This window comes from Hydrogenophaga sp. (assembly GCF_011772445.1).
GTDB lineage: Bacteria > Pseudomonadota > Gammaproteobacteria > Burkholderiales > Burkholderiaceae_C > Hydrogenophaga.
Genome location: NZ_WVZN01000022.1, coordinates 1 through 15,488, shown reverse-complemented (window position 1 = coordinate 15,488; position 15,488 = coordinate 1). Strand labels below are relative to the sequence as shown.

General features: G+C 70.2%; 12 protein-coding genes. 3 read left to right on the top strand and 9 right to left on the bottom strand.

Annotated elements, in window-relative coordinates; all coding sequences use genetic code 11:
- Positions 1-74 precede the first annotated feature (74 nt).
- Complete coding sequence (locus GTO19_RS09510; protein ID WP_291021430.1) at positions 75-992, top strand: inositol monophosphatase family protein; 918 nt, start codon at positions 75-77, stop codon at positions 990-992.
- 93 nt (positions 993-1,085) lie between these two features.
- Here GTO19_RS09510 and GTO19_RS09505 read toward each other — a convergent pair whose 3' ends face one another.
- The 5 genes from GTO19_RS09505 to GTO19_RS09485 form a co-directional block, all read right to left on the bottom strand.
- Positions 1,086-4,349 carry a PAS domain-containing protein gene (locus GTO19_RS09505; RefSeq protein WP_291021429.1) on the bottom strand — a complete coding sequence of 1,088 codons (3,264 nt, stop codon included), beginning with the start codon at positions 4,347-4,349 and terminating at the stop codon, positions 1,086-1,088.
- 10 nt (positions 4,350-4,359) lie between these two features.
- Positions 4,360-5,160 (bottom strand): phosphodiesterase, encoded by an 801-nt coding sequence (locus GTO19_RS09500; RefSeq protein ID WP_291021428.1) that lies wholly within the window; start codon positions 5,158-5,160, stop codon positions 4,360-4,362.
- A 138-nt stretch (positions 5,161-5,298) separates the two neighbouring features.
- The gene (locus tag GTO19_RS09495; protein ID WP_291021427.1) at positions 5,299-6,282 is read right to left on the bottom strand and encodes a tripartite tricarboxylate transporter substrate binding protein; all 984 of its coding nucleotides are present in this window, start codon (positions 6,280-6,282) and stop codon (positions 5,299-5,301) included.
- A gap of 42 nt (positions 6,283-6,324) precedes the next feature.
- The gene (locus GTO19_RS09490; RefSeq protein WP_291021426.1) at positions 6,325-7,494 is read right to left on the bottom strand and encodes a CaiB/BaiF CoA-transferase family protein; all 1,170 of its coding nucleotides are present in this window, start codon (positions 7,492-7,494) and stop codon (positions 6,325-6,327) included.
- Complete coding sequence (locus GTO19_RS09485) at positions 7,491-8,420, bottom strand: hydroxymethylglutaryl-CoA lyase (RefSeq protein ID WP_291021425.1); 930 nt, start codon at positions 8,418-8,420, stop codon at positions 7,491-7,493. Before GTO19_RS09485 ends, GTO19_RS09490 begins: the two co-directional genes overlap by 4 nt.
- Before the next feature lie 96 nt (positions 8,421-8,516).
- On the opposite strand from GTO19_RS09485, the gene GTO19_RS09480 reads away from it, so the two are divergent.
- Positions 8,517-9,437 (top strand): LysR substrate-binding domain-containing protein, encoded by a 921-nt coding sequence (locus GTO19_RS09480; RefSeq protein WP_291021424.1) that lies wholly within the window; start codon positions 8,517-8,519, stop codon positions 9,435-9,437.
- Here GTO19_RS09480 and GTO19_RS09475 read toward each other — a convergent pair.
- The 4 genes from GTO19_RS09475 to dctP all read right to left on the bottom strand — a co-directional run bounded on the left by GTO19_RS09475 (position 9,434) and on the right by dctP (position 13,691).
- Positions 9,434-10,717: a hydroxymethylglutaryl-CoA reductase, degradative gene (locus GTO19_RS09475; protein WP_291021423.1), complete on the bottom strand. Its 1,284-nt coding sequence runs from the start codon at positions 10,715-10,717 to the stop codon at positions 9,434-9,436. The two genes, GTO19_RS09480 and GTO19_RS09475, sit on opposite strands and share 4 nt — an antisense overlap.
- 28 nt (positions 10,718-10,745) lie before the next feature.
- Positions 10,746-12,062, bottom strand: a complete 1,317-nt coding sequence (locus GTO19_RS09470) for a TRAP transporter large permease subunit (RefSeq protein ID WP_291021422.1) — start codon at positions 12,060-12,062, stop codon at positions 10,746-10,748.
- The gene (locus GTO19_RS09465; RefSeq protein WP_291021421.1) at positions 12,059-12,574 is read right to left on the bottom strand and encodes a TRAP transporter small permease subunit; all 516 of its coding nucleotides are present in this window, start codon (positions 12,572-12,574) and stop codon (positions 12,059-12,061) included. Before GTO19_RS09465 ends, GTO19_RS09470 begins: the two co-directional genes overlap by 4 nt.
- 70 nt (positions 12,575-12,644) lie before the next feature.
- Positions 12,645-13,691, bottom strand: a complete 1,047-nt coding sequence (gene dctP / locus GTO19_RS09460; RefSeq protein ID WP_291021420.1) for a TRAP transporter substrate-binding protein DctP — start codon at positions 13,689-13,691, stop codon at positions 12,645-12,647.
- Between the two features lie 201 nt (positions 13,692-13,892).
- Here dctP and GTO19_RS09455 point away from each other — a divergent pair, with 201 nt between their 5' ends.
- Positions 13,893-15,272 (top strand): PLP-dependent aminotransferase family protein, encoded by a 1,380-nt coding sequence (locus GTO19_RS09455; protein ID WP_291021419.1) that lies wholly within the window; start codon positions 13,893-13,895, stop codon positions 15,270-15,272.
- The last annotated feature ends 216 nt before the right edge of the window (positions 15,273-15,488 follow it).

Below are 15,488 nucleotides of genomic sequence, written 5' to 3'. Positions count from 1 at the left end.
CCGCGGCCCCGGGCCCGGCCCGCCCCCACCCCCCCGCTCTTCACCGTTGCGCCGCGGCGCGAAGGTCACAATCCATGTCGTCCAGCTACCACCCCATGCTCAACGTGGCCATCAAGGCCGCGCGCGCCGCCGGCGCCATCATCAACCGCGCCGCGCTCGACGTCGAAGCCGTGCGGGTGACGGCCAAGCAGACCAACGATTTCGTCACCGAAATCGACCACGCGGCCGAGGCCGCGATCATCGAGACCCTCAAGACCGCCTACCCCGGCCACGGCATCCGGGCCGAGGAGTCCGGCGAGCAGCCCGGCAAGGGCCGCGAAAAGGACCACGTGTGGGTCATCGACCCCCTGGACGGCACCACCAACTTCATCCACGGCTTTCCGGTCTACTGCGTGAGCATCGCGCTCATGGTGGGCAACCGCATCGAACAGGCCGTGGTGTACGACCCCACCCGAAACGACCTGTTCTGCGCCACGCGCGGGCGCGGCGCCTACCTCAACGAGCGCCGCATCCGCGTGGCCAAGCGCACGGCGCTGCGCGACTGCCTGCTCTCCACAGGTTTCCCGTTCCGCCCGGGCGACGCCTTCCAGACCTACATGCAGATGCTGGGCGAGGTGATGCCCAAGGTGGCCGGCGTGCGCCGCCCGGGCTCGGCCGCGCTGGACCTGGCCTACGTGGCGGCGGGCTTCTCCGACGGCTTCTTCGAGATGGGCCTGTCGCCCTGGGACGTGGCGGCGGGCGCGCTGCTGGTGACGGAAGCCGGCGGCCTGATCGGCAATTTCACGGGTGAACCCGACTTCCTGGAACAGAAGGAATGCGTGGCCGCCAACCCCAAGATCTACGGCCAGCTGGTGGCCCTGACGGGCAAGTACAGCAAGTTCGCCAGCGCGGGCGACAAGGCCGCGGTGCGCCAGGCGCGCGCGGCGGCGCGCAAGACGGTGGTGAGCAAGGCCGCCGAGCCAGGCAACGCGGACGACAACACGCCCGCCTGAGCGTGGCCCATCCAGGGGTGCCGCGGAACCGGCTTTGCCGGGCCGCAGGCGCCGCCCCCTTGAGGGGGTCGCGCGCAGCGCGGCGGGGGTGTTTCACACTCTTGGCAGGCTGAACCAGAAGCAAGCGCCCTGCCCCGGCGCCGACTCCGCCCACACGCGCCCGCCGTGCCGCTCGACGATGCGCAGCACGATCGCCAGTCCCACACCCAGCCCCGGCACCTCGCTGTCGGCGTGCAGGCGCTGGAACAAGCCGAACAGCTTGGCCGAGCGGGCCATGTCGAAACCCATGCCGTTGTCGCGCACGAAGTAGGCGTGCAGGGCCGGGTCGTAGCCCACCCGCACAAGCGGCTCGGTCTGCTGGCGCGAGTACTTCATGGCGTTGTCCACGAGGTTGCTCAGCACCTGACGCAGCAGCGTTGCATCGCCCATCGCCTCGGGCAGATCGCCCACCTCGATGCGCACCTGCGGCGCCTGCGGCCCCAGCGCCTCGGCCACGGCGTGCGCCAGTGCGGTCATGTCCACGGGCCGGGGCTCCAGCTCCACCTGCACCACGCGCAGCAACTCCAGCATGTCGGTGATCATCTGCCCCATGTTGCGCGCTGAGCGCGAGATGCGCAGGAACATCTCGCGCCCGCTCTCGCTCAGGCGCTGCAGCTCCTCCTCGGCCAGGATCTGCGCGAAGCCGTTGACCGAGCGCAGTGGCGCGCGCAGGTCGTGCGCGATGGAGTAGGAGATGGCCTCCATGTCGCGCATGGAGCGCTCCAGCTCCGCCGTGCGCTCGCGCACGCGCTGCTCCAGGCCGGCGTTGAGTGCGCGGATCTGCTCCTGCGCCGCCACGCGCTCGCTGATGTCCAGGTGCGTGCCCGACATGTACAGCGCGCGGTCCTTGGCGTCGCGCTGGTGCACGCGCCCGCGCGAGTTCACCCACACCCAGTGGCCGTCCTTGTGCCGCAGGCGAACGTCGCACTCGTAGTAAGGCGACTGGCCCGAGGTGTGCCGGTCGCGCGCCGCCTCGGCGCGCGGCAGGTCGTCGGGGTGCACGCGCGAGGACCAGGTTCTGTGGTCGACGGGCTCCAGTTCGGCGCGGGTGTACCCCAGCATCTCGGCCCAGCGGTCGTTGATCTGCATGCTGCCGTCGGCGAGGTTGGTCTCCCAGATGCCGGGGCGCGTGGCCTCCAGCACCCAGGCCAGGCGCTGGCGCTCGCCGCGCAGCGCCTCCTGCGTCTGGATGTAGGAGGTCACGTCGGCGTAGGTGCGCACCAGGCCGCCTTCCGGGAAACGGAAGGTGTGGATCTCCAGCGTGCGGCCGCTGCGCGTGCGGCGCCAGTACTGCTGGGGCAGTTCGGCCTGGGGGTCGAGCGCCACGTAGCCACGCGCCCCCGGTTCGACCCAGGCGAATTCGGGCCCGAAATCGCCCCGCTGCGCCTGCCAGGCCACCACGTCGTCGTGGCGGGGGCGCTGGCGCATCATCTCGTCGGGCAGGTCGAGCAGCTCCAGGAAGCGGCGGTTGTAGACGCTCACGCGGCCTTCGGTATCGATCTTCACCAGGCCCTGGTTGATGCTGTCCAGCGTGACCTGCAGCGCGGCGCTTTTCTCGGCCAGCAGGGCGCTGGTGGCCTCGAGCTGGGCGCTGGTGCGCTGGCGCTCGCCGTGCAGGCGCCACGCCAGCACCAGCTGGCGCAGCGCGCCCAGCAGAGGCTGCAGGAACACCACGTCGTCGGCGTTGTAGCCGCCCGGCTGGTTGGCCAGGCCCACCATGGCCACCAGGCGCTCGCCCACCGCCAGCGGGATGCCGAGGAAGGCGTTCAGCCCGGGGTGGCCGCCGGGCATGCCGCCCGCGCGCGGGTCGTGGCGCGGCTCGTTGGCAATGACGGTTTCACCGGTGCGAAGCGCATGGCCGAACAGGGTGTGCAGGTTGCGGAACTCCATGCCGGTGTCGGCGTGCGCCGAATAGGCCAGGCGCGAGGCCTCGTCCCACGAGATGTCGGTCATCGCGTGCGTGCGCAGGAAGGGCTGGTCCTTGTCGTCGTACAGCACTTCGCCCAGGAAGCCATAGCCGCTGTCCGTGACGCTGAGGAAGGCATCGAGCAGGCCCTCGAAGGCGCGGCGCTTGTCGTCGGCTTCGATGAACACCGACTGCGCCTGCGTGATGGCCGCGAGCATGCGGTTGAGCCGGTCGCGCCGCTGCGCGTCCAGGCGTGCTTCGGTCACGTCGGTGGCCAGCCCGTGCCAGACCACGCTGCCGTCGGGCTCGCGCTGCGGCGTGCTTTCCAGGCTGAGCCAGCGCAGCCCCAGCTTGGGCAGCATCACGCGATAGGTTTCGCGCCAGGGCTGAAGGCTTCTCGCCGAACGCGCCAGCGAGCTGATCACACGCTCGCGGTCCTCGGGGTGCAGCACGCGAAACAGCTTGCGCGGCTCGCGCATGAGCGCCGCGGCGTCTTCGTCGAACAGTTCTCGCACGGCCTCGTTGATGTAGCCCAGCTCGCTGCGACCGTCGGGCGTGAGGCGGGCCTGGTAGAAGATGCCCGGCACGCGCGCGGCGATGTTCTGCAGCAGCTTGAGTTGCTCGGCCAGGCGCTCGCGGGCCGCGCGTTCGGTGGTGATGTCCTGCACCACGCCGAAGTCGGTCTGCGGGTTGCCCTTGACCAGGGTCTGACCGGTGCGCGTACGGAACCAGCGGATGTTGCCGTCGGGGTGGCGCCAGCGGAACTCCACCTCGCGGCTGTCGCGGCTGTTGCGGGCCTCCAGCCAATGCGGCATGTCGTCCGGGTGGATGCCGCTGCGCACCACGGCCCGGGTGAGGCCCTTGCCCGGCGTCAGGCCGGTGATGGCGTAGAGGCCGGCCGACCAGGACACCTCCTGCTCGCTCTCGGCGTTCGTCCAGTAGCCCACGTGCGCGGTCTTCTCCATCAGGGAATGCAGTTCCACGCGCTGCTGCAGTTCGCGGTTGGCCTCATGCAGTGCCTGCGCGGTCTGCTCGCGCGCGGCTTCGGCCAGCACCTCCCGTTCGGCTTGCGTGATCTGCACCAGCAGCAGCGCCTCCGGCCGCCGGGGCGAGCTGGGCAGAAGAATCGTGTGCATCCGCACCATGTGCGGCTCGCCCCCCTTGAAGCGCACCGTGGTGGGCGCCAGCGTGCCCGGCACCTGGGCCAGCGCGGCGGTGCGCTGCGCCTCGTCTTCCCAGTGCCCCAGTTCCACGGTCGTGCGCCCGATGGCGTCCTCGCGCGCAATGCCCGAGAGCGCCTCCCAGGCGGCGTTAACGTCGATCACCAGGCCATCGCGTGCACGCGTCAGACAGGCCGCGACGAGCGAGAGCCGGAAAAACTCGTGGTCGGTCAGTGGCTCGTCGGTGTCCACGGTGGCCGCTTCAGGCAAAGGGCTTCGTGCCACCAAAGTCGCCGATCGGCGCGGTGTGGCTCACCAGCCGGCCACCGTGCCAGAGGTGCAGCTGAAATCCGGGTGTCTCCATGACGTATCCATCGGCCGAAGACCCCAGCAGGTTGAGCGCGATCTGGTGCGCCGTGCTGGGGCAGACCATGGCGACGGTGCCGCCGAAGCGGACCTGGATGGATCGGTGCAGGTGGCCGCAGAGAATGGCCTGCACCTGGCCGTGCCGCCGCACGATGGCCTCCAGCGCCTCGGCGCCTTCGAGCAGGCCCATCTCGTCCATGTGTCCGATGCAGGTGGCGAACGGCGGGTGGTGCATGGCGATGACGGTGGGCGTGGCGTCCTCGGCCAGGCGCTGGTCGAGCCAGTCGAGCCGGCGCGCGCACAGGGCGCCGTGGCCTTCCATGGGCACCACGGTGTCCAGGGCCAGCAGGCGCAAGGGCCCCAGGGCGGCCGCGTACTGCCAGAAGCCGGGCAGGCGGGCCGAGTGCGGACCGATGCGTCCGGCGAAGGCCTCGGCCAGGGACGCGCGCTCGTCGTGGTTGCCCGCCAGCGGGTACAGCGGCAGGTCGATGGGCGCCAGCAGCTCCAGCAGGTGGGCGTAGGAATCGGCCCCCCCCGCCTCCACCAGGTCACCGGTGAGCAGCAGCGCGTCGGGGCGGGGTTGCAGCGCCGCCACGGCGCGCAGGCCTTCGCGGGCCATGGCGTTGGTGTCGACCACCCCATTGGCCAGTTGGCCCGGAGCACAGACGTGCAGGTCGGACACCTGGGCGATCAGCATGCGGGGATGTGGCTCGTGGCGTGGCTGCGGGGCATCCACGCATCATCCACGCCGGCCCCAGGCCCGGCAAGCCCCCGATACCCGGGGCTTCCCCTCGATCAGGGGATGTTGATTTCCCCCGCACCGGTTCCTGCCGCTTCAGTCGAGCTTTATGCTGGCCTTGGCAACCAGGTGTGCGTAGCGCTCCTGCTCGGTCTTCAGAAAGGCCGCGGATTGCTCGGGGCTCATGGGCCGGATGAAGTTGTCCTGCTTGGCCATGGCGGTCTTGACCTCGGGGTCGGCGAAGGCCGCCACCACCGCGTCATGCAAGCGCCGGACCTGGACCGCAGGCAGGCCCTTGGGCCCCACCACGGCGAACCAGCCCGCGACATCCACCGAGGGGAAACCCTGCTCGGCGATGGTGGGCAGCTCGGGCAGCGAGGCCACGCGCTGCGCGCCCATGATGCCGATGGCGCGCATGCGCCCGGCTGCCAGGTGACCCTGCACGGCCGGCACCGCGCCCACGCCGAACTCCACCTGGCCCGAGATGATGTCCACCATCATCGGCCCCATGCCTTTGTACGGGATGTGCGTCACTTTCACGCCCAACGCATCCACGAACATCTCGCCCGCCAGGTGGATGATGGTGCCGTTGCCCGAGGAGCCCATGTTGAACTGCCCGGGGCGCGACTTGAGCAGGGCCTGCATCTCCTTTGCGTCCTTCGCCGGCACCTTGGCCGGGTTCACCACCAGCACGAAGGGCGAGCCGCCGACCACGCAGATCGGCGTGATGTCGGCCAGACTGTCGTACGGCAGGCTCTTGTAGACGCTGGGGTTGACCGCGTGGTTGTTCGAGATGATGGCCACGGTGAGGCCGTCGGCTGGCGCGCGCACCAGCGCGTGCGTGCCGGTAATGCCGCCCGCGCCGGGCAGGTTCTCGATCACCACCGCCTGCCCGCCCAGGGCCCTGCTCAACGCGTTCTGCGTCGAGCGGATGATGGTGTCCACCCCCGAGCCGGCGCCAAGGGGCAGGATGACGCGCAGCGGCGCGGACGGGGCCTGCGCGAAGGCGGGGACCCCCAGGCTGGCGGTGGCGGCCAGCGCCAGCACGTGGCGGCGGCGCAGGGTCAGGGTGTGGTGCATGGTGTGTCTCCTCTTCTGGGTGCGTGAAGCCCGGGCGTGCGCTCAGGCCGATTGGGGTGATGCCCGGGGTGATGGGCTGCGGCGGCCCAGCACCTCCTCGGTGTGCTCGCCGACGCCGGCCAGGGGGTGGCGCACGCCGGGGCGTCGCCCTCCCATCAGCAAGGGCAGCAGCACCACCTGCGTGGTGTCGCCGTCGTCGGTGGCCATGGGCACCAGGCCGCCGCTTTGCAGCAGGTGCTCGTCGCTCACCAATTGGTCGGGGCGCACCACACGGGCATACGGCAGGCCGGCGGCCTGCAGGCGCTCGCAGAGCCCGTCGATGGCCTGCGCGCGCAGCGTGCGGCCCAACTCGGCCAGCAACTCGGGGCGCCGCGCCACGCGCTGCGTGTTGGTGGCCAGGTCCGGGTTGCCGGCCAGGTCGTCGCGGCCCAGCACGCCGCACAGGGCCAGGAACTGCTTGTCACTCACGGCGCCGATGAACAGTTGCTCGCCGTTCGCCACCTCGAAGGTGTCGTACACGCTCCAGGCCGAGACGCGCGCCGGAAACGGTGGTGGCACCTCGCCCGTCATCTGGAATTGCTGCATGTGCTGCGCGGCGAGCAGGCAGCAGTTCTCGAACAGCGCGCTCTGGATGGCCTGCCCGCGGCCGGTTCGCTCGCGCTCTCGCAGTGCGGCCAGCACGCCGATGGCGCCGAACATGCCGCCCATGATGTCGTTGACGCTGCTGCCCGCGCGCAGCGGACGGCCCGGCGGCCCGGTCATGTAGGTGAGCCCGGCCATGTTCTGCACCACCTCGTCCAGCGCCAACCGGTCCTCGTACGGTCCGGGCAGGAACCCCTTGTGCGACACGGTGATCAGCCGCGGGAATTCGCGCGACAGCGCCTCGTGGCCCAGGCCCAGGCGCTCCATCAGCCCCGGGCGGAAGTTCTCGATCAGCACGTCGCTCGCGCCGATGAGTTCGCGTGCGCTCGCCAGGCCCTCGGGTGTCTGGATGTCGAGCACCACGCTCTTCTTGTTGCGGTTGAAGCTGCGGAAGAAGCCGATGCCCAGGCCCGGCAACTCGCGCGTCTTGTCGCCCCCGGGCGGCTCCACCTTGATCACCTCGGCGCCCAGGTCGGCCAGGATCATCCCGCAGGCAGGGCCCATGACCATGTGCGTGAATTCGACGACGCGCACGCCTTCGAGCGGCAGTCCCGTGTGGCCCGAACTCATTCGCTCGACTCCAGATGCTTCGGCACCCCGGCCCGCCACAGCGCGCCGTGCGTGGCCTCGCCGTCCAGCCATTGCGCCAGGTCGCTGCGCAGCGACAGCAGCGGCGCCAGGCGGATGCCCGTGCGCACGCCCATGGCCGCGAGCATGAAGGCCAGGTCCTCGGTGGTGGCGTTACCGCTGGCCCCGGGCGCGTGCGGACAGCCACCGATGCCGGCCAGCGAGGCGTCGAAACGCGCCACGCCCAGTTGCAGCGCGGCCAGGGTGTTGGCCAGTGCCAGGCCGCGCGTGTCGTGGAAATGCCCTCCCGCGAAACGATCGCCCGCGAGCCTCAGTGCCCGCTCGAACAGGCGGCTCACGGCCGCCGGGTCGGCGTGGCCCACCGTGTCGGCCAGACTCACGCGATCGGCGCCCGCGTCCAGCAGCGCCGCCATCAGGCGCAGCACTTCCGCGGGCTTCACCTCGCCCTGCAGCGTGCATCCGAAGGCCGTGCCCACACCGCCCTCGATCAGCGTGCGCTGGCCCGAGGTGTCGCGCGCGGCGCGGATGCGCGCCATCTCGGCCACCACCTCGTCGGGCGTCTTGCGCAGGTTGGCCAGACTGTGCGCGTGGCTGGCCGACAGCGGCAGCAACATCACGTCGGCGCCAGCCGACAGCGCGCGCTCGGCCCCCTTGAGGTTGGGCACCAGCACGCTGGCCACCAGGCCCGGCAGGGTCTTGGCGTAGGCCAGCACCTCGGCCGTGTCGGCCAGTTGCGGGAGCCGTTGCGGTGGCACGAAGGAGCCGACCTCGATCTCGCGCTGGCCGGCCTCGAAGGCGCGGCGCACCCAGTCGCGCTTGCGCTCGGTGCTCAGCACGGTGGCGATGCTCTGCAGGCCATCGCGCAGGCCGACTTCGCGGATCACCGCATGGGGGGGCAGGGTCAGCATCGTTTCCTGGTCTCCGGGGTTCGGCTAGAGTTTCTTGGCTTCCCATATGGACTTCAAGTGAAACTTTGGAAGCCATTGAATTCCCGATCGGAACCCATGAGAGAACTGGACCTGAAAAGCCTGCGCCTGTTCGTTGCGGTGTGCGACCACGGCAACATCAAGGCCGCCGCCGCGCAGGAGCACATCGAACCTTCGGCCATCAGCAAGCGCCTGGCGCAACTGGAAGACGCCATGGGCCAGCCCCTGCTGCTGCGCGGGCGCCAGGGCGCGCGGCCCACGCCGGCCGGCCAGGCCCTGCTGGAACACGCGCGCGGCCTTCAGTTCGCGCTGGCGCGCATCGACAGCGACATGGCCGCGTTTCGCGGCAGCATCCGCGGGCAGGTGCGCCTGGCGGCCAGTGTCTCGGCCATCGCCGAGGCCCTGCTCGACGACATCGCCGGCTTCATGCGCGAACCGCAGCACCAGGACATCAAGGTCGACATCGAGGAGCGCATCTCGCGCGACATCGTCGGCCTGGTGCGCGACGGCGTGGTGCCCCTGGGCATCTGCTGGGACCGCATCGACTTCGGCGGACTGGCCACCCTGCCCTACCGCGGCGACGAACTGGTGCTCGCGGTGCCCGGCGGACACGACCTGACCGGGCGCGCGAGTGTGCGCCTGGCCGAGGCGCTGGACCACCCGCACGTGGGCCTGCCCCCCACCACCGCCGTGCACTCCATGCTGCACCGCGAGGCCGCGGCGCTGGGGCGTTCATTCAACTACCGGGTGGTGGTGTCCAGCTTCGACGCCGCGCTGCGGGTGGTGGGCGCGGGCCTGGGGGTGAGCGTGGTGCCGCGCGAGGTGAGCACGCCGCACACGCTGGACGGGCGCGTGCGGCTGGTGCCGCTGAACGAGCCATGGGCGCGGCGGCGGTTTGCGATCTGCTTTCGGCGGCGGGAGGATCTGAGCGTGGCGGCGGGGCGGCTGGTGGAGCATTTATGCCGGCAGGCGGCGCCGGCACAGGCCTCGGGCGATTAGGCCTTGCCGGCCCGCATCCCTTTCAGCACCTCCTCCGCCACATCGATCCGCACCGCCCCCCGCTCCACCAGCACCTTCGCCACCGCTTCGATCTCCTCCCCCACCGCCCCGGCCATCATCGCGATGTTCTGCGCGTGCAGGGCCATGTGGCCCTTCTGGATGCCCGTGGTGGCCAGGGCCTTCATGGCCGAGAAGTTCTGCGCCAGGCCCACGGCCGCGATGGTGCGCGCCAGTTCCTCGGCCGACTGCACGCCCAGCACCTTGAGCGCGAGCTTGGCAGTGGGGTGCAGCTTCGTGGCGCCGCCCACCAGGCCCACGGCCATGGGCAGTTCGATGCTGCCGGCCAGGTTCCCCTCGGCCGTGACCTCCCAGTGCGTGAGGCTGGCGTAGCGGCCGTTGCGCGCGGCGTAAGCGTGTGCGCCAGCCTCCACCGCGCGCGTGTCGTTGCCGGTGGCCAGCACCACGGCGCTGATGCCGTTCATGATGCCCTTGTTGTGCGTGGCCGCGCGGTAGGGGTCCGCGTCGGCGAAGTGGTAGGCCGAGAGCATGCCGTCGCGCACCTCGGCGCCGCCGATGGCGGCCAGCGGCCACACGCAGCGCGCGCGCGCCAGTCGCCGGTCGGCCAGGTTGGAGAGGATGCGCAGGTTGGTGCGTCCGCCCGTCCAGGCCGCGATGCGCGGCGCCAGTTTCTCGGCCATGGTGTTGACGGCATTGGCGCCCATGGCGTCGCGCGTGTCCACCACGATGTGCGTGATCACCATGGGGCCGCCGCGCGTCTCCAGCACGCGCACCTCCAGTTCGCGAAAGCCCCCGCCCAGCTTGAGCAGCACCGGGTCGCAGTCGTCGCAGATGGCCTGCACATCGGCCTGGCGCTCCAGGATGCGCAGGCGCGCGGCCTGCGGGTCGCTCACCTGCGTGAGCTGGATCTGCGCAATCATGCGCGTGCCCGACATGGAGGTGACGAAACCGCCCGCGTCGTAACACTGGCGCGCCGCGTTGCACACCGCCGCCACCACCGACGATTCCTCGGTGGCCATGGGGATCAGGCGGTCGCGGCCGTCGATGCGCATGTTCGTCGCCACGCCCACCGGGATGTTCATGGTGCCGATCACGTTCTCGATCAGGTGGTCGGCCAGCTCGGGCGGCAGGTTGCCGGTGTTCAGCAGGTGGTCGCGCTCGGACTCGCCCAGGCCGGCGAAGCGCGCCACGGCCTCGATGCGGTCGGCGATGGAGAGTTTGTGAAAGCCGCCGATGCGGCTGCTCTGGTCGGTGGTGCTCATGGAAGGTCTCGGGACGAAGGGAAAGGGGTCAGCGCGCGGCCATCAGGCGCGGCAGCCAGGTGATGAGGTCGGGGAAGGCGGCGCAGATCAGCAGGCCCACGAACTGCAGCGCAAAGAAGGGCAGCACGCCGCGGTACACGTGGCCCATGTCCAGGTGCCTGGGCAGCGTGCCCTTGATGTAGAAGAGCGTGTAGCCGAAGGGCGGGCTGATGTAGCCCATCTGGATGGTGATGGCGTAGAGCACGCCGAACCAGATCTCGTCGAAGCCCAGCAGGCGCACGATGGGCAGGAACACCGGCACGGTGAGCAGGATGATTCCCAGCTCGTCGAGCACCGTGCCCAGGAACACGAGCAACAGCATCATGGCGCCCAGCACCACCCAGCGGTTCACCTCCAGGCCCTTGATGATTTCCAGCAGCGTGTCAGCGCCGCCCAGGCCGGTGAAGATGGCCACGTAGGCTTTCGCGCCGAGGGTGATCCACAGGATCATCGAGGTGGCCTTGAGCGCGTCCACGCCGGCCTCTCGCAACATGGGCAGGCGCAGGCGGCGCTTGATGACCGCGGGCACCATGGCGCCCGCCACGCCCACGGCGGCCGACTCGGTCGGCGTGGCCACGCCGAAGAAAATCGAGCCGAGGATCAGCACGATCAGCATCGACGGAAAGACCAGCGCCTTGAGCGCGATCAGCTTCTCGCCCAGCGAGGCGCGGCGCGCCGACGGGTCCAGCGGCACCCATTCGGGCTTGAGCCAGCCCACCACCACGATGTAGGCGATATAGAGCGCCGCCAGGATCAGCCCCGGCACCAGGCCCGCGATCAGCATCTGCCCGATCGACACCTGCGCCGTGACGGCATACACGATGGTCAGCACCGAGGGCGGAATCAGGATGCCCAGCGTGCCCGAGGCGCAGATGGTGCCCAGCGCCAGGCGCGGCTCATAGCCGCGGCGCAGCATCTCGGGCAGCGCCAGGATGCCCATGGCCGTGACGGCCGCACCCACCACACCGGTCATGGCCGCCATCACCACGCAGATGATCACCGTGCCGATGGCCAGGCCGCCGCGCAGGCGGCCGAACCACAGCTCCATGGCGCGGTACAGGTCTTCGATGACACCCGAGCGCTGCAGGATGCAGGCCATCAGGATGAACAGCGGAATGGCGAGCAGCGCCTCCGACTTCATGGTGTCGAAGATCTGCAGCACCAGCACGATGACCGCGTTGGGCTCCCACAGCGTCACTGTGAACAGCAGCGACAGTCCGCCCAGAACGAAGGCGATGGGCAGACCGCTGAGCATGAACAGCGTCAAGCTGCCGAACATCAGCAGCAGGATCATGTTGGAGCTCATGCGCGCGGCTCCTCATCCGCCACGCCGAACAGCGCCCGCGCGAACTCCACCAGCGCCTGCAACAGCATCAGCAGCAGCGCCAGCGGAACGGCCGCCTTCACCGGCCACACCGGCGGGTTCCAGGCCGAGAAGCTGGTCTCGCGGTACTCGAAGGCGCTCAGCGCGGCGGGCACGCTGTACACCAGCAGGATGCCGCAGAAGACAACGATGACCGGGTAGTTGACGAGGTCGAGCCGGCGCGTCCAGGCGGCGCTCAGGCGCTGGCGCAGCAGGTCGAGCGCCACGTGCCCCTTGAGGTGCAGGAGGAACGGCCCGCCGAGCAGGAAGTACGGTCCGAACAGCAGCACGGCCAGCTCCATGCCCCACACCGTGGGCGCGTTGAAGAAGTAGCGCATGACCACCTCGTAGAGCATCACGGGCACGACGATGGCCATGAGCCACACCGTGAGCTGGAACAGCCAGCGGTTGAACGTGGTGATCGCGCGCGCGATCGCGGACAGCCAGAGGGGCATGCCGACACTCCTGAAATCGAACGGGAAGGCCCGGCCCGCCGCGCAGGCGAACCGGGCGCTTCAACGGGGCTCAGGCCAGCAGGCCCAGCTCTTTCATGAACGCGACCTGGCTGTCCAGGATGCGCGTGGCCAGGGCGTCGCCCTTGGTGGCGGTGCGCCAGGCCTCCATGGCCTTGGGCCGGGCGGCGGCCACGTCGGCGGGGTTGAAGCGGATCACCTCGCAACCCTTGGCCGCGTACTTGCCCAGCACGGCGGCGTCGTTCACCAGGATGTGCTGGCGCAGCGCGCCAGACACCTCGCGCGCGGCCACGCCCAGCGCGGCCTTGTATTCCGCCGGCAGGCGCTCGTGCGCCCCGCGGTTGGCCACGTAGGCCGTGGCCGTGGTGGGCTGGTGAAAGCCCGGCACGATCACGAACTTGGCCACCTCGGCCAGGCCGGCCTCGAAGTTGGCGGTCAGGTCGCCACGGTCGGCCATGTCCACCACGCCTTTGTCGAGCGCGGAGTACACCTCGCCCGTGGGCAGCGGCGTCACCGACACGCCCATCGCGCCCATCACGGTGGACGCCAGGCCGACGAAGCGGCCCTTCTTGCCCGCCAGGTCGGCGATCTTGCGGATCGGCACCTTGGAGTGCAGCGGCTCCTGGCCATAGACCGTGGGCGCGATGTAGTGCAGGCCGGCCGGCGCATAGGCCTGGCGAACCAGGTCCAGGCCACCACGTTCGTAGAACCAGGCCTCGTACTCGTCGCTCTCGGCGAAGCCGAAGGGAATGGTGCTGGTGAAGGCGAAAGACGGGATCTTGCCGGCCTCGTAGCCGTCGAAGGTCTTCATCATCTCGAAGGCGCCACCGCGCACGGCGTCGAAGGCCTGGGCCGCCGGCACGATCTGGCCGGCCGCGAACAGGTTGATCCTGAAGCGCCCGCCGGTGAGCTCGGCCACGCGGGCGACGAAGCGCTCCTCGTACTTCTGCGGCGTGGTGCCGCCGTCCCACAGCGCCTGCATGCGCCAGGTGACGGCCGGCGACTGCGCGTGCACGGCCAGCGGCGCCGCGGTGGCGGCCACCGCCACGCCGGCGAGAGAGGTTTTCAGCAGGCCGCGTCGCTTGATCGCGTCTTTCATGTCTTGTCTCCGATCGGTTGGTCGTCCCGCCGTGGCCGGCGGTGCTCTGTTGCGCGCACCCGGCCACGCCGGGCCATGCGGGTCGCGCTGCAGAAAAGTCTATAGACAGTGCGCAGGCGACATAGGTACAGTTTGGGCACAGTCAAAAGAACTGTATCCATCAAGTCACGGGTACGGTTTTCCCTTCCACAGGAGCCCCGCGTGGACACCAAGGTCGAATCGCTGGCCAACCGCCTCGCCAAGGCCATCGAACAAGGCAGCCTGCCGCCGGGCAGCCGCCTGCGCTCGGTGCGCGACGCCGCGGCCAAGGACGGCCTGGGCGTGAACACCGTCGTGGAGGCCTACAACCGCCTCGTCGCGCGCGGCTATGTGGAGGCCCGGCCCGGCTCGGGCTACTTCGTGCGCCGCCTCGCGGGCGTGCGCTCGCACGCGGCGCCGGCCCACGTCACGGAGGCGGTGGACGTGGTTTCGCTGCTGCGCGAACAGCTCGAGCAGCACTACGAGGTGCGCGTGGGCGACGGCCGCCCCCCCGCCTCGTGGATGGAGGGCTCGGAACTCGGCCGCCACTTGCGCGGCGCGGGCAGCAGCGGGCTCTCGCAGGTCGACCACGGCTACGGCACGCCCTGGGGCTACCTGCCCTTGCGCGAAACCGTGGCGCGCCTGCTGGGCGAGCGCACCCTGCCCGTGAGCCCGCGCCAGGTGCTGCTCACGCAAGGCGCCAACCACGCGCTCGACCTCATCGTGCGCCACCTGCTCGAACCCGGGGACCACGCGCTGGTGGATTCGCCCGGCTACTACCCGCTGTTCGGCAAGCTCAAGCTGGCCAAGGTGCACATGCACGGCGTGCCGCGTCAGGCCGACGGGCCCGACCTGGATGCCTTGCAGCGCCTGCTCAAGGCGCACCGGCCCAAGGTGTTCTTCACGCAGTCGCTGGCGCACAACCCCACGGGCGGCTCCATCAGCCTGCCCAAGGCGCACAAGCTGCTGCAACTCGTCACCGAGCACGACTGCCTGGTGGTGGAAGACGACCCTTTCGCCGACCTGCTGCCCGCCGGCGCGCCGCGCCTGGCTGCGCTCGATCAGCTCGAGCGCGTGATCTACGTGAGCAGCTTCTCCAAGACCTTGTCGGCCGGCCTGCGCGTGGGCTATATCGCGGGGGCCGCGCACCACATCACCGCGCTGTGCGACCTGAAGATGGTGACCGTGGTCTCCACCTCCGACTTCGTCGAGCGCGTGGTGCACCAGCTCATCTCCAGCGGGCAGTACCGGCGCCACCTCAACCGCCTGAAGGCGCGGCTGGACGAGGTGCACGAGCCCGCCATCAAGGCCTTGCGCCGCGCGGGCACCACGGTGCACCCGGCCACGCCGGGCGGCTATTACCTGTGGGTGGCCTTGCCCGAAGGCCTGGAGGAGCTGGAACTCGCGCGGCGCGCCGCCGCGCAGGGCATCTTCCTGGCGCCGGGTTCGGTGTTCCACCCCGACCGCCACGCCGACTGCGTGGCGATGCGCGTCAACGTGGCCTACGCCACCGACCCGCGCTTCCTGCGGTTTCTGCAGGGGCAGATCAAGGCGCTGCGCTGAGCTGTCTATGGGGGGTGCGTTTCGCGGCTCTGCTTCGCGCCACTGTTTCGCGCCTCTGCTTCGCGAGGGCCGCTGGTGCGTGTGCCCGTTCTCCGGCCCACGCTCGCGCAGAGGCGCCCGAGCACTCGAGCAGGGTTGGCGTCACCACCGCTGTTGGCGCGCCCCCTCTGTGGCAAGCGCGAATGGGGCCTGCGCCCGGACACCCACACCATCGAC